Consider the following 23,031-nt stretch of genomic DNA (forward strand, 5'->3'; position numbering starts at 1 on the left):
CGGGGAGTGACCGCGGTCACGTTCGACGAGGGCGGGCCGATAGGGTCGAGCCATGCGTCGAGCCAAGATCGTGTGCACCCTCGGCCCCGCCGTTTCCACTCCGGAGAAGATCCGAGCGCTCGTCGACGCCGGCATGGATGTCGCCCGCCTCAACCTCTCGCACGGTGAGTACGCCGACCACGAGGCGATCTACCGCGAGATCCGCAAGGCCAGTGACGAGAGCGGTCGTGCGGTCGGTGTCCTCGTCGACCTCCAGGGCCCGAAGATCCGCACGGGCCGCTTCGCCGAGGGGCCGGTGGCGCTGGCCACAGGTGACAGCTTCACCATCACCACGCGCGACATCCAGGGTGACCAGGCCGAGGTCGGCACCACCTACAAGGGACTGCCCGGCGACGTCGCCCCCGGGGACGTGCTCCTCGTCGACGACGGCAAGGTCGCGCTCCAGGCCACCGAGGTGAGCGACACCGACGTCGTCTGCAAGGTCACCGTCGGCGGCACGATCTCCAACAACAAGGGCATCAACCTGCCCGGGGTCGCGGTCTCCGTCCCTGCCCTGTCCGAGAAGGACAAGGAGGACCTGCGCTGGGCGCTGCGGCTGCGCGCCGACATGGTCGCCCTGTCGTTCGTGCGCTCCGCCAAGGACCTCGAGGACGTGTATGCCGTGATGGACGAGGTAGGCGTGCGCCTGCCCGTCATCGCCAAGATCGAGAAGCCGCAGGCGGTCGACAACCTCGCCGAGATCATCGCTGCCTTCGACGGTGTCATGGTCGCCCGCGGCGACCTCGGGGTGGAGCTCCCGCTCGAGGACGTGCCGATCGTCCAGAAGGAGGCCATCGAGATCGCGCGCCGCCAGGCCAAGCCGGTCATTGTCGCCACCCAGGTGCTCGAGTCGATGATCGAGAACCCGCGCCCCACCCGCGCCGAGGCCTCCGACGCCGCCAACGCCGTCCTCGACGGTGCCGACGCGATCATGCTGTCCGGTGAGACCAGCGTCGGCGCCTACCCGATCGTCGCCGTCGAGACGATGGCCCGCATCATCGAGAGCACCGAGGAGCACGGCCTCGAGCGCATCCCCGAGCTCGGCACGCAGCCGCACACCATGGGTGGCGCGGTCGCCCGGGCCGCGGTGCAGATCGGAGACCTGCTCGGCGCGAAGTACCTCATCGTCTTCAGCCAGTCCGGGGACACGGCCCGACGCATGTCGCGCATCCGGCCGCGGATCCCGATGCTGGCGTTCACCCCCGAGCAGCACACGCGGTCCAAGCTGGCGCTCGCGTGGGGCATCGAGACCTACCTCGTGCCCATGGCCCGGCACACCGACCAGATGGCGCTCCAGGTCGACCGCTCGCTGCTGTCATCCGGCCGGGCGCAGGAGGGCGACCTCGTCGTCCTCGTCGCCGGATCGCCGCCCGGGATCCCCGGCTCCACCAACGCCCTGCGGGTGCACAAGATGGGTGACGCCATCAACGGTGTCGCCCCGGCATACCAGGACCTCACCGAGCTCTGAGGCTTTTAGGCGGCGCCACGCAGCCTTTGTATGCTGTCCGCGCCGCTGAACGCAGTTCGGCGAGCCGAAGTGGTGGAATGGCAGACACGGAGCACTCAAAATGCTCTGCTCGAAAGGGCGTGCGGGTTCAAGTCCCGCCTTCGGCACCAACGGGACATCAAGGGGACACATGCGCAGGGTGGGCGTGGGCGCGGCAACGGTCGTGGTCCTCGCCCTGACCGGGTGCACGGCCGACGCACCCGACATCCCGGACGTCCCGACGTCCACGACCAACGCGCCCGAGGCAAAGTTCCCACTGGCCATCCAGGAGCTCTCGGCCAAGGACGGTCGCATCCAGACCCTCAACGTCCAGGAGGACGGTGTGGTCCTGGCCAACGGCAGCAAGCCCGGCGAGCAGATCAGCTGCCAGCTCGGTGCCGCGGACCTCGCCGTCCTCAAGGCTGCCGGTGTCCGGGTGAGCGATGACGACGGCAGCCAGACGTTCGACGGACCGCTGACCGTCACCTTCGAGGGTGTCCCGGTCGACGACCCGCGCCTCGCCGAGGCCAAGCCGGTCATCGCCGGCCTCGTGGCAGAGCTCGCCGGGTCCGAGAGCGCCCGCAAGCGCTGCACCTGACACGCAACGCGGACGAAACACGTGGTCCCTTAGGGTTGTCCCGTGAGCACCCAGGACACCACCCCCGAGCAGTCGGCCGACGCCGCGGCCCCCCAGACCAGCGACGCCGCCCTGCGCATCCTCGTCGCCGAGGACGAGGCGCTGATCCGCCTCGACCTGGCCGAGATGCTGACCGAGGCGGGGTACGACGTCGTCGGCCAGGCGAGCAACGGCGAGCAGGCAGTCGAGCTCGCCACCGAGCTCACGCCCGACCTGGTGATCATGGACGTCAAGATGCCCGTCATGGACGGCATCACCGCAGCCGAGAAGATCGGCGAAGCGCGGATCTGCCCCGTCGTCATGCTCACGGCCTTCAGCGACACCGAGCTCGTCGAGCGTGCGCGCGACGCGGGCGTCATGGCCTACATCGTCAAGCCGTTCACAGCCAGCGATCTCGCCCCGGCGATCGACATCGCGCGCCACCGCTGGACCGAGGTGAAGGCGCTCGAGCAGGAGATCGCCGACCTCGGTGAGCGGCTCGAGACCCGCAAGGCAGTCGACCGGGCCAAGGGGATCCTGCAGAAGAAGCTCAAGCTGTCCGAGGCCGACGCCTTCCGCTGGATCCAGAAGACCGCGATGGACCGGCGCCTCGGGATGCGTGAGGTCGCCGAGGCCGTCATCGCCGGCATGGACAAGTCCTGACGGGACCTCTTCACCCATGACAACAACGGTTCGCCGCGCCCGTCCGGGTGACGAGGCCGCGCTGCACGAGGTGGCCGCAGCCACGTTCGCGCTGGCCTGCCCGCCGCACATGACCCAGGAGCGGGTCGACCACTTCGTGGCGACGGTCCTGTCCGAGGCCAACTTCGCGGCATACCTCGCCGACGACGCCCGTGACCTCTTCCTCGCCGAGGAGGACGGCACACCCATCGGCTACGCCATGCTCGTGGCCGGCGAACCCGCCGACGGCGACGTCGCCGCCGCCATCACCCTGCGGCCAACGGCCGAGCTGTCCAAGATCTACGTCCTGCCCGGCCACCACGGGTCGGGGGCGAGCGCGGCGCTGATGACGGCCGCCATCGACGCGGCGACCGGTCGCGGGGCCGCCGGCGCCTGGCTCGGTGTGAACCAGCTCAACGAGCGCGCGCAGCGGTTCTACGGCAAGAGCGGGTTCACCAAGGTCGGCACCAAGCGGTTCCTCGTGGGGGACACCTACGAGGACGACTTCGTCTTCGAGCGACCCCTGTGACGGTTCGAGAACCCGCCGACATCGGCGGCATACACACGCAACCACAGCCGTCCGGGGAGTGGATTTCGGAGTTCCCTTCACGCCGGACAGTTGATGGTTCTAGAGTCCTTCCTCGGGTGCTCTCCGGAGTGTCCGACGGTCGGGGGAGCCGTGCTGGCAGGAGCAGGTCCGACGACGTTGGAGGAAAGCCGTGAGCCGTCCCGCGATCACCGTTCGACGGGTTGGTGTGGACGAGGAGCGATCGTTCACCGAGCTCTGGATGGCCTCGCGCGTCGAGACCGGGGCCAGCCCCGAGGTCGTGGCCCGGGCGGCGTCCGAGGGCAGGATCGCGGCGGCCCTGAACCGCGACGACGTCCGCGCCTACCTCGCGACCAGCGACGGCGAGCCCGTCGGTTTCGCCGTGGCGGCGACCAGCCCCTTCTCGTCGCTCACCGACGCCCCGTGCGTCACCATCGACCAGCTCTACGTCGCGCCGAAGCAGCGCCGCCACGGTGTCGCCCGCCAGCTGCTGGGGGCCGTGACCCTGTATGCCGACTCACGCGGCTGTGAGCAGATCGGCACCAACGTGCCCGCGCAGCACCGCGACGCGAACCGTTTCTTCGCCCGGCTCGGCTTCTCATCCCAGGTCGTGCGCCGCATCACCACGGTCGCGGCGCTGCGGCGCCGGTTGGGTGCGGACGAGCCGCGGCACCACTCGCTCGAGGCACTGCTGCACCGACGCCGGTCGCTGCGGGCCAAGTCGACCGCGAGCTCGCGCCTCGCCGGCTGACCGGCATACCGCGTCGTTCTCTCAGGCGCCCGGCGCGGCGTCCCTGATCAGGCAGGTGAGCCGCGCCGTGCAGACGCGGCGGTCCTGGTCGTCGGTGACCACGATCTCGTAGGACGCGAGGGTGTTGCCGAGCGACAGCGCGGTCGCGGTGCCGGTGACGAAGCCCGACCGCGCGGCCCGGTGGTGGGTGGCGTTGATGTCGGTGCCGACCGCGATGCGGTTCGGGCCGGCGTGCAGGGCCGACCCGATCGAGCCCAGCGTCTCGGCGAGGACGACTGACGCGCCGCCGTGCAGCAGGCCGTAGGGCTGGGTGTTGCCCTCGACCGGCATCCGGGCCACGAGCCGCTCGGGGCTGGCCTCGAGCACCTCGATCTGCATGCGCTGCAGGAGTGAGTTGGGGTTCATCGCGGTGAGTGCGTCGAGGAAGGCCTGGGTGTCGATGGGGCCGCTGGTGGGGGTGTTCGTCGTGTCGGTCACGCGCAATAGGCTGCCATGCGTGAGTCGCCTCCTGTTGCTTGATGGTCATTCGCTCGCCTACCGCGCCTTCTTCGCGCTGCCGGCCGAGAACTTCTCGACCTCGACGGGGCAGCACACCAACGCGGTCTACGGCTTCACCTCGATGCTCATCAACGTGCTGCGCGACGAGCAGCCGACCCACGTCGCCGTGGCGTTCGATGTGTCGCGGCAGACCTTCCGCACCGAGGAGTACGCCGACTACAAGGCGGGCCGGTCCGCGACGCCGAGCGAGTTCAAGGGCCAGGTGTCGCTGCTGCACGAGGTGCTCGACGCGCTCAAGATCCGCTACGTCGAGGTCGATGGCTACGAGGCCGACGACGTCATCGCCACCATCACCACCCAGGCCCTCGCCGAGGGCATGGAGGTGCTGATCTGCTCGGGTGACCGCGACGCCTTCCAGCTGGTCACCGAGACGAGCACTGTGCTCTACCCCGTGAAGGGTGTCTCCGAGCTCGCGCGGATGTCGCCCGAGGCGGTCGAGGCCAAGTACGGCGTCCTGCCCGAGCGCTACTCCGACCTCGCCGCGCTCGTGGGCGAGTCCAGCGACAACCTGCCGGGTGTGCCCGGTGTCGGCCCGAAGACGGCAGCCAAGTGGCTCGGCCTCTACGGCGACCTCACCGGCGTCGTGGCGCACGTCGACGAGATCAAGGGCAAGGCGGGCGAGTCACTGCGCGAGCACCTCGACGGCGTGCTGCGCAACCGGCGCCTCAACCAGCTGGTCCGTGACCTGCCGCTGCCGGTGGGACTCGCGGACCTCGAGCGGCAGAACTGGGACCGCGAGCAGGTGCACCAGGTCTTCGACAGCCTCGAGTTCCGCGTGTTGCGCGACCGGCTGTTCGAGTACCTCGACGCCCCGCAGGAGGAGGCCGACCAGGGTTTCGACCTCGAGGGGGCGGTGCTCTCACCCGAGGAGGTGACCGGCTGGCTGGCCGAGTATGCCGCGCCGGGAGTCCGCGTCGGCGTGCACCTCGTGGGGCAGTGGGGCCGCGGTACCGGGGACGCCACGGCCCTGGCGCTGGCCACGGACGGTGACGCCGCGGCATACCTCGACCTCACCTCGCTCGACCCGGACGGTGAGGCGGCCGTGGGCGCCTGGCTCGCCGACGCGGAGCGGCCCAAGGTGCTGCACGACGCGAAGGGGCCGATGCTCGCGCTGGCCGCGCGGGGCTGGACCCTCGACGGGGTGGCGACCGACACGGCGCTGGCCGCGTACCTCGTGCGACCCGACCAGCGGTCCTACGACCTGGCCGACCTCGTGCTGCGCCACCTCGGGCGTGAGCTGCGTGCGGAGAGCGACCAGGGTGGGCAGGGGCTGCTCGACTTCGGTGACGAGGACCTCGGCGACGCCCAGGACGCGATGGTGCGGGCGCGGGCCGTGCTCGACCTGGCCGGTGCGCTCGCCGAGCAGCTCGAGGCGACGGGCGGAACGTCGTTGCAACAGGATGTCGAGCTGCCGCTCGAGCGCGTGCTGGCGGGCATGGAGCGGGTCGGTATCGCCGCCGACACCGACCAGCTGACCTCGCTCGAGGCCGACTTCGCGGCGAAGGTGCGCGACGCCCAGCAGGATGCCTATGACGCGATCGGTGGGGACCAGATCAACCTGGGCTCGCCGAAGCAGCTCCAGGTGGTGCTTTTCGAGACGCTCGGGCTGCCCAAGACCCGGCGCACCAAGACGGGGTACACGACCGACGCGGACGCGCTGACCGACCTGTTCGCCAAGACCGAGCACCCGTTCCTCGAGGCTCTGCTGCGGCACCGCGACGCGACCCGGCTCCGGGTCACGGTGGAGGGGCTGCTCAAGTCGGTCGCCGACGACGGACGCATCCACACGACCTACCAGCAGACGATCGCGGCGACCGGGCGGCTGTCGTCCACCGACCCGAACCTGCAGAACATCCCGATCCGCACCGAGGCCGGTCGGCGGATCCGTGAGGTGTTCGTCGTCGGCGAGGGGTTCGAGTCGCTGATGTCGGCCGACTACAGCCAGATCGAGATGCGGATCATGGCGCACCTGTCCGGTGACGAGGGGCTGATCGAGGCGTTCCGGACGGGGGAGGACCTGCACCGGTTCGTCGGGTCGCGGGTGTTCTCCGTGGAGCCGCAGGACGTCACGGCCGAGATGCGATCCAAGGTCAAGGCGATGTCCTACGGCTTGGCGTACGGGCTGTCGGCGTTCGGGCTCTCCAAGCAGCTGACCATCTCGACCGGTGAGGCGCAGGGGCTCATGGACGAGTACTTCGAGCGGTTCGGCGGGGTGAAGGACTATCTCACCGAGGTCGTCGCGGATGCGCGGGGCACCGGCTACACCCAGACGATGCTCGGGCGCCGGCGCTACCTGCCCGACCTCACGTCTGACAACCGCCAGCGACGTGAGATGGCCGAGCGGATGGCGCTCAACGCCCCCATCCAGGGGTCGGCGGCCGACATCATCAAGCTGGCGATGCTGCGGGTCGACCGCGCCCTCGCCGAGTCCGGGTTGAAGTCGCGGCAGCTGCTCCAGGTGCACGACGAGCTGGTGCTCGAGGTGGCGCCGGGGGAGCGGGAGGCCGTCGAGGAGCTGGTGCGCCGAGAGATGGGCGGCGCGATCGACCTCGACGTCCCGCTGGACGTGTCGGTGGGTGTCGGCCGGTCCTGGCACGACGCCGCGCACTAGTTTCACCGTGTGACCCAATCCGCCCGACGCGACCTGCTGATCGTCGTCGGCGTGGTCGCAGCGGCGGCCGCGGTGCTGGTCGGACGGTCCCTGGGCCGGGGCGTCTTCCTCTACCGAGACTTCGTGACCGTGCCCGACCCGGTGGTCGGCGCAGCCACCTGGGGTGCGCCGGGGAGCCCGCCTCGGTCGGCGCCGCTCGACGCGGTGGTGGTGGCGCTGGCACCGGTGTTGCCGCCCGGGGTGCAGCAGCAGGTGATGCTGGTCGGCGCCCTGGTGCTCGCCGGCCTCGGGACCGCCCTGCTGGTGCGCTCGTGGGGGCTGGCCGCGATGGTGCCGTCGGCGGTCGTGGCCATGTGGAACCCGTTCGTCGTCGAGCGGCTCCTGCTCGGACAGCCGCCGACCCTCCTGGCCTACTCGATGACGCCCTGGCTCATCCTGGCCGTGCGGTCGCGCCTCGCGGGCTGGCGTGGGCTGGCGGCCGTCGCGGTGGCAGCCGCGCCCGCAGCGCTGACGCCCTGGGGCGGGCTGTGGGCACTGGGGGTCGTCCTCGTGACAGCCCTCGCCACCCCGTGGCGCAGCGGCAGGTGGTGGTTCGCAGCGCTGACCCTGGGCGCCGGCTGGTGCCTTCCTTGGGTGATCCCGGGCCTGCACTACGCCACCACTGCCGCGGATCCCGACGGCGCCAATGCGTTTGCGGCACAGTCTGATTCGCCTCTTGGGGTGCTGGTGTCGGTGGCTACGCTCGGTGGCATCTGGGCGCCCGCCGCGGTGCCGGGCTCGCGCTCCACCACGCTGTCGATCGCGGTGGGGGTAGCGCTGTTCGTCGTGGCCCTGGTCGGCCTGGTGGTGCTCGCGCGCGACGGGCACCGTCGAGCTGCGGCCTGGCTCGGGTGCGCGCTCGTGGTACCGCCCGCGGTGGTGACGTTGCTCGCGACGGGTCCGGGCATCGGCCTCATGCGCGCGGCCCAGGCCCTGCCCGGCGTTGCCGTGGCCCGCGACACGCACCGTTGGGTCGGACCGGCAGCGACCGCGACCGCGGTGCTGGTCGGCGTCGTCGCCGCGTCCGTGGCGCAGCGCCTGCGCCGCATCGCTAGAGCCGCTGTGGCGCCGACAGTGGCCGCGGTCCTCGCCACGTGTTCGTTCGCCGTGCTGGCGGTGCCGGACGCACCCACGCTGCTCCACGCGGCATACCAACCGGTGGGTATGCCGCCCGGCTGGGCGGCCGCTGTCGACGCGGCCGACCAAGCAGCGGGTGACCGCGCGGTGCTGGTGCTCCCGTGGTCGGCCTTTCGTGCGGCACGCAGCCCCTCGGGCTACAACCGGAACCAGCCGTTCCTCGACCCGCTGTCCCGGGCCCTGGCCCAGCGCGTCATCTCCTCCCGTGAGCTCGTGGTGAGCAGGCAGGGGGTGACCGTCACCGTCGACGACGACCCCGGCGGCCTGACCCGGTTGGCATCGGACCCGTCGCCCGCGGCGCTCGAGGCAGCGGGGATCGGTGCGGTGGTCGTGTGGACCGACGTCCGTGGGCCCGCCGTCCCCGCCGCGGTGCGGGACCTGGAGCTCGTGGAGCGTGCGGGATCCTTCGAGGTCTGGCGCGTGACACGCCCTTGAGGCGGATCTGCCGAAGGATTGCGCGCCGGGCGCAACCAGCCGGTAACATCGGCGGCAGTGTCCTAGGCCGGGAAGGTGCCCAAACCCATGAAGTTGAACCGACGCAACGAGCGCGGCGAGGCGTCCGCAGCCGTCGTCCTCGTGCTGAGTCTTCTGCTCGGCGGTGGCGCCGCGGCCGCGGCTGTCGCCACCGTCGTGAGCACGCAGGGCCCCGGCGACTCCAGCGCCGTGCAGTCCGGACCCAAGGACGTGCTCCCGCCGGACCAGATCCTCAACTACGGCGGCTGAGCCTCACACTCGCTGCGAACGGGCGTCGGTCATCGCGACCGGCGCCCTTCGTCGTGCCGTGTGGTCGAGGAGCTCGCGCCAGTAGGCGGCAGTGCTCGCCCAGGTGAACTGCGCGGCATACTCCCGGGCCTGGGCGCCGAGGCCCTCCCGAGCCGCCGCGTCACCGAGCAGGCGAGACACCTGCCGGGTCATGTCGTCGAGGTCCTCGACCAGCACGCCGGTGGCGCCGTCGACGATCGACTCCGACAGGCCGCCAGCGTCGCGGTAGGCCACGGTGGGGACGCCGTGGCTGGCCGCCTCGACGACGCACAGTCCCCAGCCCTCCTTGACGCTGGGGGCAAGAGCGACCCATCCGGCCGCCAGCTCGGCGTGCTTCGTCGCGTCGTCCACGAACCCGAGGAGCGCCACGTCGTCGGCGACCCCGGACGCCAGCGCGTGCTCGGCGATGCGGTCGTGCCACCAGCCGTGCCCGATGACCCGCAGGCGGAGCCCGGGGTGTGTCGGGCGAAGCCGGGCGACGACGTCGATGGCGTGCTCGACCCGCTTGTGCGGCACGAGCCGGCCGAGGACCACGATGGTGGGGTCCATGGAGCGGCCGACGTTGAGCGCCAGCGGTGCATCGGTGCCGTTGTGGATCACGGCGATCCGTCCGGCGTCGACGCCGAGCTCGGTCAGCTCGTCACGGGTGCGCGAGGAGACCGTGGCGTACTGGTTGCGGCGGTAGAACCGGGGGGCGATGCGGGACTCGACGAACCAGCCGACCCTGGCCGCGACCGGACCGAAGACCACAGGCCACTGCTCACGGTGCACGTGGTGCACGAGGACGATGACGGGAGTGCGCGTCGCCAGCGGTGAGAAGAAGGGGATGCCGTTCTGGCTGTCCACGACGACGTCGTAGGCGCCGTGGCGCCGCTCGTCACGGCGCAGGGCTCGCAGGGCTGCCGGGTAGACCGTGAGGCGGCCGCCGGCTCGGCGGTAGCGCACGCCTTCCTTGGTCTCGTCCGGGGCGGCGCCGTCGTGCGCAGCGCAGTAGATGGTCACCTCGTGGCCCGCCGCCGCCAGCTGTGCGGCGATGGTCTCGATGTAGTGCTCGGCGCCACCACCCTCGGGGTGGGTGAAGTCGCGCCAACTCAAGAATGCGAGGCGCACCCGGCTGCCCATCCTCACGATTTGATGGCCGATTCGGCCAAGTTGACTGGCGGGTAACCATACCCGCACTAGGGTTCTGCGGGTGGTCGAGTCGGGGAAGAAGACGCCGCCACGCCCTCTGCCCCGGGGGTCGCTGCGGCGCTCCGTTGCGCTCTTTCGAGCCTTCCTCGTCGAGCAGACCGACCCGGATCGCTTCTACTCGACGCTCGCCGTCGACTCGGTCGCGGAGGTGCTGCGCTGGACGCCGCTGCGCGGCGCGAGTGTCGTCGACATCGGCGGCGGGCCGGGCTACTTCGCCGACGCCTTCGAGGCCGCCGGGGCCCGGTATGCCGGGATCGAACCGGACGTGGGCGAGCTCACCGCGCGCGGCCATGTGGGTGGCAACGCCGTCCGTGGGTCGGGCCTGGCCCTGCCGCTGGCGGACGGCGCGGTGGACGTCGCCTACTCCAGCAACGTGCTCGAACACGTGCCGTCGCCGGAGCGGATGGCGGATGAGCTGCTGCGGGTGGTGCGGCCTGGTGGGCTCGTGGTGTTGTCCTGGACGCCGTGGCTGTCGCCCTGGGGTGGTCACGAGACGGCGCCGTGGCACTACCTGGGTGGGCGCCGAGCCGCGGACCGGTATGCCGCGCGGCACGGTCGGCGACCCAAGAACGACTTCGGTCGGTCGCTGTTCGCGTGCTCGGCCGGCCGCATGATGCGCTGGCTCCGGGCGGTGGAGGCCGATGGTGCGGTGGAGGTCGTCGAGGTGCTTCCGCGCTACCACCCGTGGTGGGCGAAATGGGTGATCCGCGTGCCCGGTCTGCGCGAGGTCCTCAGCTGGAATGCCGTGCTGGTCCTGCGGCGGGTGACGTGACGTCATCGACCCATCGGGACGACCGCCTGGTCTGGCGAGTACGTCTGCTCGCTGCGTCGCTGTTCCTCGCGGCGCTGATGTTCCACCAGGCACCGGGCCGGGTCGTGCCCGACACGAAACTGGACCTGACGGCTGACCCCGGTGGGTTCCTCGCGAGGGCCCTTTCGATCTGGGACCCGCAGGGCCAGTTCGGACAGTTGCAGAACCAGGCCTACGGCTACCTGTTTCCCGTCGGCCCGTTCCACTGGGCCTTGATGGAGGCGGGGGCCCCCGCCTGGGTGACCCAACGGCTGTGGTGGAGCGTTGTCGCAGTCGTTGCCTTCCTTGGCATGTGGCTGCTCTCCGGGGCCCTCGGCGTCGCAGATCGTGGGCCGAGGTTCGTGGGGGCGCTCCTGTTCGCCCTGAGCCCCCGCATCGTGAGCGAGCTGGCCATCACGTCGGTCGAGGTGTGGCCCTACGCCATGGCGCCTTGGGTTCTGTTGCCACTGGTCGTCCCCGGTCGCCGGTCATGGTGGTGGCGGGTCACCGCCTCGGCCGTCGCCTTCACCTTTGTCGGTGGGGTCAACGCAGTCGCGACCGGAGCCACGCTGGTGCTGCCTGCCCTGTGGCTCCTGACCCGGCACTGGTCGGTGCGGCACGCGCTGCGTTCCATCGGCTGGCTGGTGGCGATCGTGCTGGTGTCCCTGTGGTGGTCAGTGCCCCTTGTGCTGTTGGGGCGCTACAGCCCGCCGTTCCTCGACTGGATCGAGAACGCCCCGGTCACGACGCACTTCGCAAGCCCCTGGGAGGCCCTTCGAGGCACCACGACCTGGCTGAGCTACCTGTCCGTCAGCAACGGCCCCAGCTGGCCGGCCGGGTGGGCGTTCGTCACCCAGGGGGTCATGGTCGCCGTGACAGCCGCTGTCGTCGCCCTCGGGGTGGCTGGACTCGCCGCGCGATCCTGCCCGGAGCGGCGATTCTTGCTGCTCGCTCTGGTGACAGGGTTGGCGCTCGTAACCCTGGGGCATGTCGGTGCAGCCGGAGGGCTGGGGGCGTCAACGACACAGGCATTGCTGGACGGCGCGCTGTCTCCGTTGCGCAACACCCACAAGTTCGAGCCGGTCGTCCGCGTGGCGCTCGTGTTGGGGGCGTGCCATGCACTGTCGGTCCTGCAGGCGAGGCTCCAGCGTTGGGCGACACCGACCTGGCTGGGCCCGGTGTTGGTGGGGTCGCTCGTGGTTGCTCTCGTGGCCCCAGGCGTCCAGGGCGTCATGCCTCGCCCGGAGTCCTACCGAGCGATCCCGTCGTACTGGACTGAGACCGCGAGCTGGTTGGACCGCCAGCCTGGCCCGGGTGGGGTTCTCGTCGTCCCGGCCGCCAGCTTCGCCGACTTCACGTGGGGCTCGACGAAGGACGAACCGCTCCAGGCACTGTTGCGCCGACCCTTCGCGGTCCGGGACGCGGTCCCTTTGGGCTCGGCCGGTGCGACCCGACTGTTGGACGAGGTGCAGCGGCAGCTCGGGAGCGGCAAGGGGACACCGCAGCTCACCTGGATGCTTCGCTCGGCAGGCGTTCGCTTTGTCGTGGTGCGCAACGACTTGCGGACCGACGTCGTGCCGAACATCGGGCTGCAGGTGCACCAGGCACTCGCCGACGCCGGGCTCGCACGGGTCCGAACCTTCGGGCCGGTCATCGACACCACGGCCCAAGAACCCGCCGAGACCAGGGACGCGTTCACCCGGCTGCCGTATCCCAGCGTCGAGGTCTATGACACGGGAGGGCCCGTGGGGGGAACCCAGGTCGATTCGTCGCGCGTGGTGGGCGTGGCAGGCGGCCCCGAGGACATGGCCCGCTCGGTCGAGGCGGTCGGCGCTGATGCGGCCGTGTCGGCTGCGGATGCGGGACCCAGCGGATTCGAGCCATCGACTTGGGCTGTCACGGACGGCAACCGCCGACGGGAGGTGTTCTTCGGCCGGGCCAGCGACAACATCTCGGCGACGCTGGCCGCGGGCGACCGAGGCCGTACCCGACGTTCCGTCATCGACTACGAAGCGCCACCCATGACGCCCCAGTCGGTGCGCAGGTGGGACGGTGACCTGCTCGACGTGCGGGTCTCCTCGTCTGCCTCGGACGCCAACGCCACCTTGAGGATCGGACCGGGAGCCGGCCCGGCGGCAGCCGTCGACGGTGACGCCGACACAGCGTGGGTGTCGGGTCGGTTCGGCGTGGCCCGCGGTGAGTGGCTCGAGCTGTCGTTCCGCTCCCCGCGCCCAGTCACCGGCATGACGGTTCGACTGAGCCAGCCACAGCAGGTGGGGGCGCCACCGAGCCGGGTCAACGTCACGACGGACGGCGGCAGCGTCAGCAGTGTCTTGTCCCGCAGCACGGAGCCACAGCAAGTGGCCACGCCGTCCACGCCCACGTCCAGGGTTCGGATCACGATCACCCAGGTGCAGAACACCGGGCCGGAGAACGGCGTCGCGATCGGCGAGGTCAGCATCCCCGGCGCTGTCCTCGGCTCGTCGGTGGGAGTGAACGGGGGCAGCCTGCCCGCGGACGAAAGTCCGTACTACGTGCTGGGAACACCCACGAGCGGATCGGCGGCCTGCATCCGTGTCGCGGAGCGCCCGCTGTGCTCGGACGCGCTGAGCCGGCCGGCCGAGGAATCGAACGGGCTGCGACGCGAGATCGAGGTCGTGCGGTCAGAGAACGTCCGGGCCTCCGGTACGGCGGTGGTGCGCCCGGGACCTGCTGCCGATCGCCTGGTGGACGACCTCATGCCCTACCGCGCGAAGGCGAGCAGCCGGGCAGTCCCCGACCTCGCCGGGCGGCCGGGAGCGGCGGTGGACGGCTCGCTCGAGACCGGCTGGGTGGCAGGGAAGGACGACCCTGACCCCACGCTCGAGGTGGTCCTCCCGGAACGGGCGCCGACAAGGGGGGCACAGTTCCAGGTGGACGAGTTCCTCGCGGCCTCGCGACCGGACGAGGTGGAGGTCTCCCTCGACGACGGTCGCCGACGCAGGCTTACGGTTGACGCGGAGGGTCGGGTCAGCTGGCCCGAGACACGTGCCAAGGTTGTCTCGTTCAGGTTCCTGCGAACCAGCGAGAAGCGAAGCGTCGACGCCGCGGGACTGGTCAGTGTCCTGCCCGTCGGAGTGTCCGAACTGGTCATCGCCGGAGCCCCCAAGGCGTCGTCACCGCCACGCACTGCTGCGACAGGTGCAACCTGTGGCTTTGGCCCCGGGCTCACGGTCAACGGGCGGCGTCTGGACACGCAGGTGGATGGCACGGTGGGGGAGCTGCTCGACGGACGCCCCATGGCATGGCGAGTCTGCGGCAACGGGGATCTTTCGCTGCCGGCTGGGGTCGCTGTGCTCGATGCACCGGCCACCGAAGCCTTCCGCCCCGATTCACTGGTCCTGCGACCGGCGGCAGCAGGTACGACCTCGGCAGGAGCGGGCCAAGGCGCTGCGCTCGACCAGCGCTGGAAGTCCGCCACGCAGTTCGACCTCAGGGTCCAGCCCCGAGAAGAGACCTCGCTGATCGTCCTGCCGCAGAACTTCAGCCCGGGTTGGCGCGCCACTACAGACGCGGGCAAGGCGCTCACCCCGATCCGGGTGAACGGTTGGCAACAGGGCTGGGTGGTTCCGCAGGCGACGAGTGGCCACGTCACCATGACCTTTCCAGCCCAAGGATGGTTCCGGTTCGGGTTGGTCGCTGGCGCGGCTGCCGTGCTGCTGACAGCTGCGGTGATGTACCTGACGCGCCGACGACGGCCGACCGTGGCCACCACAGAGCCGACCGCGGCGGGCTGGGTGACGGGACTGGCCCTCGCGCTGGTCGTGTTGGGTTTCGGAACGGTGGGCGCCGCTGCTGCGTTGGCCGGCCTCGTGGTCGCCGGGGTCATGCGCTCGAGGATGCAGGCGGTGCCGCTCGTGGCCGGAGGTCTCATCCTCGTGGCCGGTGCGTGGGCAGTGACCGGTCTCTGGCCGACCGGCGGTGCCGGAGTGACGTCGAGCGCCGTTCAGCTGTTCGCGTTGACGGCCGTCGCCGTCGCCGTCGCCGCAGGTTCGAGTGCGTGGGGTGGAACCGGATCCCCACGTCTGGCGCGGCGCATCAGGGGACGTTCCAGCCAGTAGAAGCTGGCCGACGCCAAGGCCAGGCTCAAGGGCGCGGTCAGCCCCAGCAGCAGCCAGAAGTGTCCGCCGAACACCACCTGTCCCGTGAGCCGCTCCACCAGCGTGAGGGCGACGAGGTGGTAGCAGAAGACGCCGTAGCTCACGTCGCCGAGGTACTTGCCGAGTGACCCACCGAGAGCTTGGACGGCCTCCGGCTCCTGTTGGGGGCGGACGGTGAGGACCGCGGGGAGGACGACAAGGAGGCCGAACGCGGCATACAGGAGGTTCTTTGTCGCGGCCTGGCCCGGCGTGGCGAGCGACAGGTCGTATGGGCCGGCGACAGGTGAGGTCGCGATCAGGTAGACGCCTGCAGCGACGGACCAGACGGTCCACGGGTGGCGGGCAAGCTCCTCGGCGCGACCAGGCCCGTACAGTCCGCCTTCCCGGGCTGCCTGCCACAGGCTGAGGGCCATGCCCAGCCCGAACCACCCCACGTAACCGGGCAGCCAGACACCCCAGATGCCGTGGTCACCGGCAGCCGCGACAGCCATCCACGCCGCGCCCGCAATGGGGGTGAGGACGAGAAGCGCGAGTCGTAGGTCGACCTCTCGCCGGGAGGCCCGGGTGTGGTGTCGACCACCTCGCGTGGCAAGAAGCCAGGCGGCGATCGGGAGCACGACGTAGAACGCCGCCTCGGTGGCAAGGCTCCACATCTGGGTGAGCGCCTGTGCTTCGTGTCCGGGTGAGTAGATCTGCAGGAGTACGGCGTGGCGCAGGTAGTCGCCCACCGCCGCTCGGTCACTCGCGGGAGTCACCAACCAGGCGAGGAGCACGGCGATCCACAGCGGCGGAAGGATGCGCACGGCTCGGTGCCAGAAGTAGCGCCGGGCACTGGGGGCGCGGCTTCCGGTCACCAGCGCCACCGCGTGCGGCCGGTACAGGAGGAACCCCGAGATGACGAAGAAAATGGCCACACCGCTGTCCATGCGGGACAGGACTCCGCGGAGCGGACCGTTCAGGGAGTCCCCGCTCTGGAACCCGACATGGGTGGTCAGGACCATGAGTGCTCCCAGGGCACGCAGCCCGTCGAGCCCGCGGAAGCTGCGACGGCTGGCCCGCGCCACGACCGTCATGGCGCCGGCTCCGGGACGCCGACGGTGATGTCTCCGATGCACAGGTTCGTCCGGGGCTCTCGGGTGCTGACGACGACGTAGCGGATGTCCCCCGTGCGCGCCGCGCGGAGGTATGCCGTGCCCAGCCCGGCGGGCCAAGTGGGTGATCCGCTGACGAGCGCCACCTTCCCGGAGTCACCGACAGCGGTGACGTCGACGGTGGTGTCCGGGTTGGCGAGGTACCCGATCCTGAAGTACCAGTACCCGCTCGGAACCGGCTGGTCGAGGGGCACGGTCACCGATCCCGTTCCCTTGAGGAGGTATCGGCAGTCTGCGCCGTTGGTGGAACGGCCCCAGACCTGGAGCCGTGATGCCGTGATGGCGCCGTCATCCCGCACGAGAAGCGGGTCGCTGGAGGGGTCTTGGACCTCGACGTCACGTGAGATCAGTCGAGCCACGGCAGGAACTGACCGGTTGTCGCTCAGGGGCAGGATCCGGTCCGGCACCAACGTGTCCCACAGGTTCACCGCACCACGATCACGAAGTGATGAGGTCAGGTTGCGCGTGTAGTCCTTGGCCGGGTTCGTCGCCCACAGCTGACCAAAGTGCAGGTTGCTGGCGCCGACGGCGAGCAGCCAGGCCAGCGCCAGCCCTGTACACGTCGCCCTGCGGACTACGGGGAAGCGGGCGGGAGGCACCAGCGCCAGGCTGGCGACCACGGCAAGAGTGAGCGGTACCGATGCGTCCGACCAGTAGTGCAGATGTCGTGTGAAGACCGAGCCGAACGTCGCGAACCGGCCGTAGCCGACGACGGCCACCGTCGCGACCGAGTAACCGACCAGCGCCGCCCACCACCACAGCGCCCGACGATCGCGCAGCACGCACACGCCGACCAGCCCTGCCGCCACGATCGTCCCCGCTGCGGAAACCACCCATGGTGGGCTGGCCAGTCCGAAGGACGGTGGAAACTTCGCCGCCCAGGTCAGTGGCCCTCCTGCCACGACGGGCGCCAGGGTGTGCCACAGCGACTCGGCCCACAGCATCGTCGCTCGAGCGAAGGATGGTGGGTCCGAGGGAGACGGGCCACCTCGCGAAACATAGAGGATGGCGAAGGCCGCGCCCGCCACGGTGCACGCCGCGGCCCACCTCCACCACCTATGGACCTTGCGCTCGTCGGAAGTGCTGTCACGTGAAAGAAGGAGAGCTGCCCCACTCAGGACGATGAGAGCAGACTTCTCCCAGAACAGCATGGAGGCCAGCAGCGAGCAGGCTGCCGCGACCAGGGACGGATTGCGCCCCCGCTCGCGCCAGTCCAAGGTGCAGTGCAGGAAAACCAGCCCGAGCACGTGGGCGGGCAGGTTGTTGACGGCACTCGACAGCGACATGAACGACGGCATGGACAAAGGGGACAGGGCGTAGAAGACCGTACCGACCACGGTCAGTCCGCCACGTCCGTAAAGCCGCTGGAGCAGTGCTGCCATGAGCATCACGGCGGCGGCCCACAGGAGACCGCGCAGAACCACGGTGAAGTCGTAGTTCAGGGGAGCAGCCCACGCGAAGAGGGCGTACGTCGCCCGAAGTCCTGGAGCCAGGTGGTCGTTCACCGGCGTGAGGAGGTCCTCGACCCCGAACCCACGGGCGCCGACGATGAGGAAGTCGAGGTCGTCTGCGTACCAGGAACCGCGGCGTGCCAACAGTCCGAGGACACCAGAGGAACCCACGGCGACAGCGCCAGTGACGCACCACAACCGCGCGTCACCCGCGGCATACCAACGGCGCATCCCGACATCCCTCGAATAGGCAACTCGCGAAGGCTACTCGCTGGTACGCTCGCGCAGACTCATTTCAAGGGAGAGAGAGCCGGGGCATGCGCAAGGTGTTGGGTGGCGTCGCCATCCTGCTGGGAGTTTTGCTGGTCGTCGTCGGGATCGTGGCCAAGCCAGTCCTCTACAAGAACCTGGCCACCGTGCCACTCGACCAGAAGTCGACCTCGGACTCACAGGGTTCCGGGATGTCTGCCCTCCGCGCCTACAAGGGCGACGACGGCCGGCCGCACTACGACAAGCTCGAGGGCGTCGACCTGCGGAGCACGCGTGAGGTCCGCGGCATCCCGGGCAAGGTGCCCGCGGACAAGCGCGGAACCGAGGCTTTCTGGCAGACCGCCGTGCAGTCACAGGCGCTCATCAACGGCCAGTGGACGGACCTCAGCTACAGCGATGAGGGCGTGTCGCTCAACCGGAGGACGGGTGAGTCGACCAACTGCTGTGGCGACTACAAGTCCGCCGGCGACATCGAGGACCCCACCAAGGTCAATGACATCTCCCACCAGGGACTGTTCTTCAAGTTCCCGTTCGACGTGCAGAAGAAGACCTACCGCTTCTGGGACGGTGACCTCGGTCGGGCAGAGGCGATCAACTTCGTGCGCGAGGAGAAGATCGAGGGCACGACGACCTACGTCTTCCGGCAGTCCATCCCCAAGGCCGAGGTGACCGAACGCGATGTGCCACGCGCGGTGTTCGGTGACAGTGCCAGTGGCACCGTCAAGGCCAAGGTCATGTACGGCAACGTCCGCACCCTGTGGGTCGAGCCGAACACCGGTGTCCTCATCAAGGGCCAGGAGGAGCAGGACAAGTCCCTCGTGGCCGAGGGATACCCCGAGCTCGCCACCACGAAGGGCACCATCGGCTACAACCCCGACACCGTGAAGAAGAACGCCAAGGACTGGGGCACCAAGGGATCGCTCCTGGGCTTCGTCAACGGCACCCTGACCCCGCTCGGCGTCGGTCTCGGGATCCTGCTGCTGGCTCTCGGCCTCTTCCTGACCTTCGGCGCCGGCTCTCGTGGCCGACGAGAGGCGCGCTGAGGGGACAGCGTCAACACAGCAACGAAGGGACAGAGCCAGCAGGGGGATGGCTCTGTCCCTTCGTTGTGTCCCCGAGTGATCGGGTGCCCCCGACTGCCGGGCAGCGGGGGCGTGTCGCCCGACCGGTTCGGAGGGGGTGAGGATTCCTTGCCGGATGCTTTGAGGCGACTCCCCAACGGTAGGAACGGGATTCGCGCGGGCCTAGTCGCTTGACGCAATGGCCTGTGCGGATCGCGCACAACGACGGGGAATCGCACGCGCCACTCCGTCGGGCATGCGACCGGAGCATCCGCTGGCTCCTGCGCAGATGCTCTGGCGCAGACCTCCGAGCCGGGCGGCCAGACCGCTCGACCGGGCACTCGACCTCTGAAGTGCATGTTTGACGTGAATCGTGGGTACCACAGACGAGCGGCCATCAGTGGTGCGAAAATGGTGGTACCAAAGGCGACACCTGTCTTTCTATTGGAGTGCTTGATCGATGCAGAGCAGTGCCGGCCAGGGGTACCGCACCAATTCCCCTGACTCGCAGGCGAAACAGGCCATGGTCGAGAGATTCAGGACGAGCCTGGATACACGCGACATCGACGAGGCTCGTGAGGTTGTGGGACGCGCCTACGTACCCCACGACATCAATCCTCGAGGCGACGCACGGGACTTCCACGCCGTCCAGGAGACAGGGCGAATCGGTGGCATCTGGGTGGATCTCCTTGGCTATGCCTGTGACGTCGATGTCATCCCAGCGGGGCCGCTGGGAACGCAGTACTGCATCGTGCAGATGGTCCGAGGCGTCGTGGAGATCTCGAGCGGAGCGGACAGTGTGCAGCTCGTGGACGACCGCTCGGTCGTGGTGGACGACCGCCGGCTCTTCACCATGCGTTGGCACCCAACGGCATTCGTCTGCAACCTGCGTTTCGATGCCGGTGCGGTGCACCGTTACATCCTCGACATCGTCGGCGACACCATCGCCCATCCGGCGTTTGAGCTGGCGGCACCGCGAAACCGGTCCGACCGGGAACGCTGGCGATCCGTGGTGCGCATGGTGAACCACCTGGCTGAGGCTGGGCCAACGGATGCGGACGCCTACCCGATCTGGTCCGCCGAGGTAGAGCGCTTCGCAGTGGCCGCCATGCTCGCAACCCACACCAACTGTGTGTTGGACGGCGCCGCGGAGGTCAGCGGTGGCGCGGCCAGTCATGCGGCGGCGCGGTCGGCGGCCGACTTCCTGCGTGCCCACTGCGCGGAACCCGTTGCGCTGCAAGCTCTTGGACCCCGTTTTGGCGTGAGCACCCGAGCCCTGCAGCTCGGCTTCCAACAGCTCTTTGGGTGCAGCCCGCGCGCCTACCTACGGGAGTTGCGACTTCAGTCCGCCCACCTCGACCTGATGTCCGACCCGGACGCGCGGGTGTCGGATGTCGGTTACCGGTGGGGGTTCTCGACCCCGGGTCGTTTCGCACGCGAGTACCAGCGGCGCTTTGGTGTGCTTCCGTCCAAGCTCGAGCGGGGCAGGTCCCTGGGCCGCTGTCGTATGCCGTGAGCGACCGGTTCGGGGTGTGCGCACGTCGCGCACACCCCGCACCGGTAGTCCTCAGCGCATCGTCCTCCGCCGGGTCACGTAGGCCGCCGCGCCCACGGCGATGAGAAGCAGGCCCAGCCCGACCGGCATCGCCGGGTCCAGTCCCGTGAATGCGAGGCCACCGGGCCTCGGGCCGGCGGCTGGGCCGCCTTCCCCGGGATGGTTCGGGCCGTTGCCGGCCGGACACGTGAGCGTGAAACCGACCGTGTCAGAGCTGGGGTCCGCGGCATCCGCGAGGACGACCACGTCGTTCAGCAGTACCGGCGCAGAGAAGTCGCCGACGGTCGCAGTGATGACGTGGTGACCACAGGCGATGCTCCTCGTGACCGGCACGCTCCACGTGCCGTCGGCGTCGACCGTGTCAGTCCCGAGCGGCTCCCCGTCAAGGGTGACGGAAACCTGGTGACCCGGCGCGTTGCTGGTCCCCGTCACCGCGGGGGGTGCACTGCCAAGGGTCGACCCGTCAGCGGGTGACGTGATGTCCACTGTGGGCTCTTGGCCCGGAGGAGCAGTGGACGTGTCCACGGTGAACGAGATCTGGTCCGTGGCAGTGTTGTTCGCCTCGTCGGTGGCACCGGCCAGCGCCGTGTGCTCGCCGTCGGACAGTGCCTGAGTCGGCGTGGACGCCCAGGATCCGTCGGCTTCTGTGGCGACCCGCATCGGGGATGCGTCGTCGAGCTTCAACATGATGGTGCCGTTGAGGATGTCGCTGGAGCCGGAGATGGTCGGTGTGGCGTCGTTGGTGGTCGACCCGTCCGCCGGTGCGGTGATCGCGATGGCCGGTGCCGTCGTGTCGACGGTGAACGTCGAGGAATCGGAGGCGGTGTTGCCGGCTCCGTCGGTGGCGGTGGCTTCGGCGGTGTGTGAGCCATCGCCCAGCGCGGTGGTTGGGGTGTAGGACCACGAGCCGTCCGCGCCGGTGTCGACGGTGAGCGGGTCGCCTCCGTCGATGACCAGGCTGATCGTGCCGTTGACGATGTCGCTGGTCCCGGTGATCGCCGGGGTCTGGTCGTTAGTGGTCGACCCGTCCGCGGGCGAGGTGATGGCAATGGCCGGTGCGGTGGTGTCGACCGTGAACGTTGATGAGTCGGATGCCGTGTTGCCGGCTCCGTCGGTGGCGGTGGCTTCGGCCGTGTGTGAACCGTCGCCCAACGCAGTGGTGGGCGTGTACGACCACGACCCGTCGGCACCGGTGTTCACGGTGACGGGGTCGCCTCCGTCGATGACCAGGCTGATCGTGCCGTTGACGATGTCGCTGGTCCCGGTGATCGGCGGGGTGGCGTCGTTCGTCGAGGACCCGTCCGCCGGTGCGGTGATCGCGATGGCCGGTGCCGTCGTGTCGACGGTGAACGTCGAGGAGTCGGATGACGTGTTGCCGGCGTCGTCCTTGGCCGTCGCTTCGGCCGTGTGTGAACCGTCGCCCAACGCAGTGGTGGGCGTGTACGACCACGACCCATCGGCACCGGTGTTCACGGTGACGGGGTCGCCCCCGTCGATGACCAGGCTGATCGTGCCGTTGACGATGTCGCTGGTCCCGGTGATCGGCGGTGTGGCGTCATTCGTCGAGGACCCGTCCGCGGGTGCCGTGATCGCAACCGCCGGAGCGATCGTGTCGACAGTGAACGTCGACGAGTCGGTCGCGGTGTTCCCAGCTCCGTCGGAAGCCGTTGCGGTCAGCGTGTGCCCGCCCTCGATCAAAGCCGCCGGCGGCGTGTAGGCCCACGAGCCATCCGCGCCGGTGTCGACGCTGACTGGCGTTGTTCCGTCGATGCTCAGCAGCACCGTGCCGCTGATCACGTCGGAGGTGCCGGTCATCGGTGGCGTGGAGTCGTTGGTGGTCGACCCATCCGCGGGTGCGGTGATCGCCACAGAGGGTGGGGTGGTGTCGATGGTGAACGTGGAGGAGTCGGATGCGGTGTTGCCTGCCGCGTCGGTCGCCCGGGCCACAGCGGTGTGCGAGCCGTCCGCCAAGTCGGTGGTCGGGGTGTAGGTCCACGACCCGTCCGCGCCCGTGGACACACTCTGGGGCGTGCCACCGTCGAAGGCCAGGCTGATCGACCCGTTCAGGACGTCTGAGGTCCCGGTGATCGGCGGTGTGGCGTCGTTCGTCGAGGACCCGTCGGCCGGTGCGGTGATCGCCACCGCCGGGGCAGTCGTGTCGATGGTGAACGTGGAGGAGTCGGAGGCCGTGTTGCC

17 protein-coding genes and 1 tRNA gene are annotated in these 23,031 nt (G+C 69.7%); 13 read left to right on the forward strand and 5 right to left on the reverse strand.

Annotation, left to right across the window (positions count from 1 at the left end):
- Positions 1–52 precede the first annotated feature (52 nt).
- The 6 genes from pyk to HJG52_RS02095 all read left to right on the forward strand — a co-directional run bounded on the left by pyk (position 53) and on the right by HJG52_RS02095 (position 4,120).
- On the forward strand, positions 53–1,507 hold the full coding sequence (gene pyk, locus HJG52_RS02070; RefSeq protein WP_171241906.1) for a pyruvate kinase: 1,455 nt from the start codon (positions 53–55) through the stop codon (positions 1,505–1,507).
- Positions 1,508–1,570: 63 nt separating this feature from the next.
- Positions 1,571–1,656: transfer RNA gene (locus tag HJG52_RS02075), tRNA-Leu, on the forward strand.
- Between the two features lie 20 nt (positions 1,657–1,676).
- Positions 1,677–2,123 carry a hypothetical protein gene (locus HJG52_RS02080; protein WP_171241907.1) on the forward strand — a complete coding sequence of 149 codons (447 nt, stop codon included), beginning with the start codon at positions 1,677–1,679 and terminating at the stop codon, positions 2,121–2,123.
- 42 nt (positions 2,124–2,165) lie between these two features.
- Complete coding sequence (locus HJG52_RS02085; RefSeq protein WP_171241908.1) at positions 2,166–2,804, forward strand: ANTAR domain-containing response regulator; 639 nt, start codon at positions 2,166–2,168, stop codon at positions 2,802–2,804.
- A gap of 16 nt (positions 2,805–2,820) precedes the next feature.
- Positions 2,821–3,351, forward strand: a complete 531-nt coding sequence (locus HJG52_RS02090; protein WP_171241909.1) for a GNAT family N-acetyltransferase — start codon at positions 2,821–2,823, stop codon at positions 3,349–3,351.
- A 190-nt stretch (positions 3,352–3,541) separates the two neighbouring features.
- On the forward strand, positions 3,542–4,120 hold the full coding sequence (locus tag HJG52_RS02095; RefSeq protein WP_346767520.1) for a GNAT family N-acetyltransferase: 579 nt from the start codon (positions 3,542–3,544) through the stop codon (positions 4,118–4,120).
- Positions 4,121–4,141: 21 nt separating this feature from the next.
- On the opposite strand, the gene HJG52_RS02100 is transcribed toward HJG52_RS02095, so the two are convergent.
- Complete coding sequence (locus HJG52_RS02100; RefSeq protein ID WP_171243006.1) at positions 4,142–4,525, reverse strand: PaaI family thioesterase; 384 nt, start codon at positions 4,523–4,525, stop codon at positions 4,142–4,144.
- 91 nt (positions 4,526–4,616) lie between these two features.
- Here HJG52_RS02100 and polA point away from each other — a divergent pair, with 91 nt between their 5' ends.
- The 3 genes from polA to HJG52_RS02115 all read left to right on the forward strand — a co-directional run bounded on the left by polA (position 4,617) and on the right by HJG52_RS02115 (position 9,188).
- Positions 4,617–7,289: a DNA polymerase I gene (polA, locus tag HJG52_RS02105; RefSeq protein WP_171241910.1), complete on the forward strand. Its 2,673-nt coding sequence runs from the start codon at positions 4,617–4,619 to the stop codon at positions 7,287–7,289.
- 9 nt (positions 7,290–7,298) lie between these two features.
- Positions 7,299–8,900: an MmpA family trehalose lipid delivery protein gene (locus HJG52_RS02110; protein WP_171241911.1), complete on the forward strand. Its 1,602-nt coding sequence runs from the start codon at positions 7,299–7,301 to the stop codon at positions 8,898–8,900.
- Between the two features lie 87 nt (positions 8,901–8,987).
- On the forward strand, positions 8,988–9,188 hold the full coding sequence (locus tag HJG52_RS02115; protein WP_171241912.1) for a hypothetical protein: 201 nt from the start codon (positions 8,988–8,990) through the stop codon (positions 9,186–9,188).
- Between the two features lie 3 nt (positions 9,189–9,191).
- Here HJG52_RS02115 and HJG52_RS02120 read toward each other — a convergent pair whose 3' ends face one another.
- Positions 9,192–10,337, reverse strand: coding sequence for a glycosyltransferase family 4 protein (locus HJG52_RS02120; protein WP_346767521.1), 1,146 nt, complete (start codon positions 10,335–10,337; stop codon positions 9,192–9,194).
- A gap of 82 nt (positions 10,338–10,419) precedes the next feature.
- On the opposite strand from HJG52_RS02120, the gene HJG52_RS02125 reads away from it, so the two are divergent.
- Complete coding sequence (locus HJG52_RS02125; protein WP_171241914.1) at positions 10,420–11,190, forward strand: methyltransferase domain-containing protein; 771 nt, start codon at positions 10,420–10,422, stop codon at positions 11,188–11,190.
- A complete protein-coding gene (locus tag HJG52_RS02130) occupies positions 11,187–15,308 on the forward strand; it encodes an alpha-(1->3)-arabinofuranosyltransferase domain-containing protein (protein ID WP_171241915.1) in 4,122 nt (1,373 codons plus the stop codon). Before HJG52_RS02125 ends, HJG52_RS02130 begins: the two co-directional genes overlap by 4 nt.
- Here HJG52_RS02130 and HJG52_RS02135 read toward each other — a convergent pair.
- Together HJG52_RS02135 and HJG52_RS02140 are read right to left on the reverse strand one after the other, a co-directional pair.
- On the reverse strand, positions 15,194–16,420 hold the full coding sequence (locus HJG52_RS02135) for an acyltransferase family protein (RefSeq protein ID WP_171241916.1): 1,227 nt from the start codon (positions 16,418–16,420) through the stop codon (positions 15,194–15,196). The two genes, HJG52_RS02130 and HJG52_RS02135, sit on opposite strands and share 115 nt — an antisense overlap.
- On the reverse strand, positions 16,417–18,180 hold the full coding sequence (locus tag HJG52_RS02140) for a hypothetical protein (RefSeq protein WP_171241917.1): 1,764 nt from the start codon (positions 18,178–18,180) through the stop codon (positions 16,417–16,419). Before HJG52_RS02140 ends, HJG52_RS02135 begins: the two co-directional genes overlap by 4 nt.
- Positions 18,181–18,266: 86 nt before the next feature.
- On the opposite strand from HJG52_RS02140, the gene pgfA reads away from it, so the two are divergent.
- Together pgfA and HJG52_RS02150 are read left to right on the forward strand one after the other, a co-directional pair.
- A complete protein-coding gene (gene pgfA, locus HJG52_RS02145) occupies positions 18,267–19,262 on the forward strand; it encodes a cell envelope lipid trafficking protein PgfA (protein WP_171241918.1) in 996 nt (331 codons plus the stop codon).
- A gap of 478 nt (positions 19,263–19,740) precedes the next feature.
- Entirely contained in the window at positions 19,741–20,796 is a 1,056-nt protein-coding gene (locus HJG52_RS02150; RefSeq protein ID WP_171241919.1) for an AraC family transcriptional regulator, read from the forward strand.
- 51 nt (positions 20,797–20,847) lie between these two features.
- Here HJG52_RS02150 and HJG52_RS02155 read toward each other — a convergent pair.
- A partial coding sequence (locus tag HJG52_RS02155) for an Ig-like domain-containing protein (protein WP_240977152.1) occupies positions 20,848–23,031 on the reverse strand: 2,184 nt, incomplete at its 5' end.

This window comes from Knoellia koreensis (genome assembly GCF_013041615.1).
Lineage (GTDB): Bacteria > Actinomycetota > Actinomycetes > Actinomycetales > Dermatophilaceae > Pedococcus > Pedococcus koreensis.

Coding starts and splice junctions, on each gene's coding strand:
- pyk (WP_171241906.1), top strand. CDS start 53: ATGCGTCGAGCCAAGATCGTGTGCACCCTCGGCCCCGCCGTTTCCACT.
- HJG52_RS02080 (WP_171241907.1), top strand. CDS start 1,677: ATGCGCAGGGTGGGCGTGGGCGCGGCAACGGTCGTGGTCCTCGCCCTG.
- HJG52_RS02090 (WP_171241909.1), top strand. CDS start 2,821: ATGACAACAACGGTTCGCCGCGCCCGTCCGGGTGACGAGGCCGCGCTG.
- HJG52_RS02100 (WP_171243006.1), bottom strand. CDS start 4,525: ATGAACCCCAACTCACTCCTGCAGCGCATGCAGATCGAGGTGCTCGAG.
- HJG52_RS02115 (WP_171241912.1), top strand. CDS start 8,988: ATGAAGTTGAACCGACGCAACGAGCGCGGCGAGGCGTCCGCAGCCGTC.
- HJG52_RS02135 (WP_171241916.1), bottom strand. CDS start 16,420: ATGACGGTCGTGGCGCGGGCCAGCCGTCGCAGCTTCCGCGGGCTCGAC.
- HJG52_RS02140 (WP_171241917.1), bottom strand. CDS start 18,180: ATGCGCCGTTGGTATGCCGCGGGTGACGCGCGGTTGTGGTGCGTCACT.
- pgfA (WP_171241918.1), top strand. CDS start 18,267: ATGCGCAAGGTGTTGGGTGGCGTCGCCATCCTGCTGGGAGTTTTGCTG.
- HJG52_RS02150 (WP_171241919.1), top strand. CDS start 19,741: ATGCAGAGCAGTGCCGGCCAGGGGTACCGCACCAATTCCCCTGACTCG.